This window comes from Mesorhizobium sp. M7A.F.Ca.ET.027.03.2.1 (assembly GCF_003999175.1).
GTDB lineage: Bacteria > Pseudomonadota > Alphaproteobacteria > Rhizobiales > Rhizobiaceae > Mesorhizobium.
The window spans coordinates 1-1,469 of record NZ_RZOM01001300.1 but is presented as its reverse complement, the minus strand read 5'-3'; the positions used below and the strand labels follow the sequence as shown (position 1 = coordinate 1,469).

Annotated in this window: 1 protein-coding gene and 2 pseudogenes; 1 reads left to right on the top strand and 2 read right to left on the bottom strand. The window is 63.6% G+C overall.

Going from position 1 to position 1,469, the window contains the following annotated elements:
- Together EN750_RS41170 and EN750_RS34025 are read right to left on the bottom strand one after the other, a co-directional pair.
- Positions 1 to 161: pseudogene (locus EN750_RS41170) on the bottom strand (flavin reductase family protein); the annotation flags it as partial.
- A complete protein-coding gene (locus EN750_RS34025) occupies positions 162 to 746 on the bottom strand; it encodes a nitroreductase (RefSeq protein WP_127399255.1) in 585 nt (194 codons plus the stop codon).
- Between the two features lie 152 nt (positions 747 to 898).
- Here EN750_RS34025 and EN750_RS34020 point away from each other — a divergent pair.
- A pseudogene (locus tag EN750_RS34020) lies at positions 899 to 1,469 on the top strand (hypothetical protein); the annotation flags it as partial.

Genomic DNA, 1,469 nt, shown 5'->3' with positions numbered 1-1,469 from the left:
ATGAAAGGCCGCGTAGAAACGGCATTGAAGAAGGAGTATGGCGCGAGATTGACCTCGCCTGCCCTGTTCAGTGTCGAAATCCAGCCGATCGGACGCGGCGCCACGATCGCCTTCGAAGGGTCATGCGGCAGGCCGTGGCCCTTTGAGGGTTCGTAGAACATTCAGCCCGCCCACGGCCCCGAATAGTCACTGTACAGCTTTGCCGGATCGGGCCGGGGCCGCTCCGGTGCCGGGCCGGCATAGGAGCCGATATGGATGAAGCCGATGACCCGCTCCTGCCGCGCCAGCCCCAGCAGCGCCCTGCCCTCCGGCACATCCGAATACCAGTTGCTGATCATGTTGGTGCCATAGCCCAGCGCATTCGCTGCTATCATCAGGTTCATCGCCGCCATGCCGCCCGACAGGAACATTTCCCATTGCGGGATTTTTGGATTCTCCCTGGGAATCGACACAACGCCGATCACCAGTGGCGCGCGCGAGAATCGCGCCAGTTCCTGGTTGCGGCGGCCTTCGGACAAGGGACCTTCCCGCTGCTCTGCAAGCGCTGCCAGTTGCCTGCCGATCTCGACGCGGGCGTCGCCACGGTAGAGGATGAAGCGCCAGGGCTCCAACCGGCCATGGTCGGGCACCCGGGAGGCAGCGGCGATCATCGTGGCGATCTCCGCATCGCTCGGCGCCGGCTCCTTCAAATCGGGGATCGGTGCGGAGTTTCGGGTGAGCAGGAAGTCGATGATCGGCGACGCCATGGGCGCAAGTCTCCTGGACATTCTGTTTTGAGCTGAAGCGCACCATCGGGGATTCGGGCGGCTCGGGCATTGGCGCGGGATACGCCGGAGGGAAGAGTCGTTTCAACTCTTAAGCCTTGAAATTGCCACCGCCATGGGCTTCAACGCAAGGCATGTTTGAGGGGACTGTCCGTCTTTTCCTGGTCTGGCTCGGCGCGCTGATATTCATGGCGCCGGTTTCGCTTGCCGTGGCGCAGAACGTCGACGGTGTCACCGACCTGAAGCTTCCGGGAATTTCGAGCTACGCGACGCCGAAAGGCGAGACGTCGCTGGCGCTGAGCGGCGGCGGCGCCATCACATTGTCCGCCCAACTGACCGACAAGGGTTCCGACATCACGCGCGGCATCGTCTGGCGGGTTTTCAAGCCCGAAGCCGTCAACGGCAAATTGCCGATGGTTGCCTCCTCCCATGGCGGCACCGCCGTCTTCCAGCTCGAACCCGGCAGCTATCTGGTTCACGCCTCCTACGGCCGGGCCGGCGCCACCAAGCGCATCACTGTCGGCAAGGACGCCAAGCGCGAAAGTCTCGTGCTCGACGCCGGCGGCCTCAAGCTCGACGCAGTGCTGTCCGGCGGCGTGCGCATTCCACCAAAGAAGCTGCGATTTTCGATCTACGAAGGCACCGCCGAGGCCAATGGCGACCGCGCGCTGATCATTCCCGATGTCGAGCCCAACAGCGTCGTGC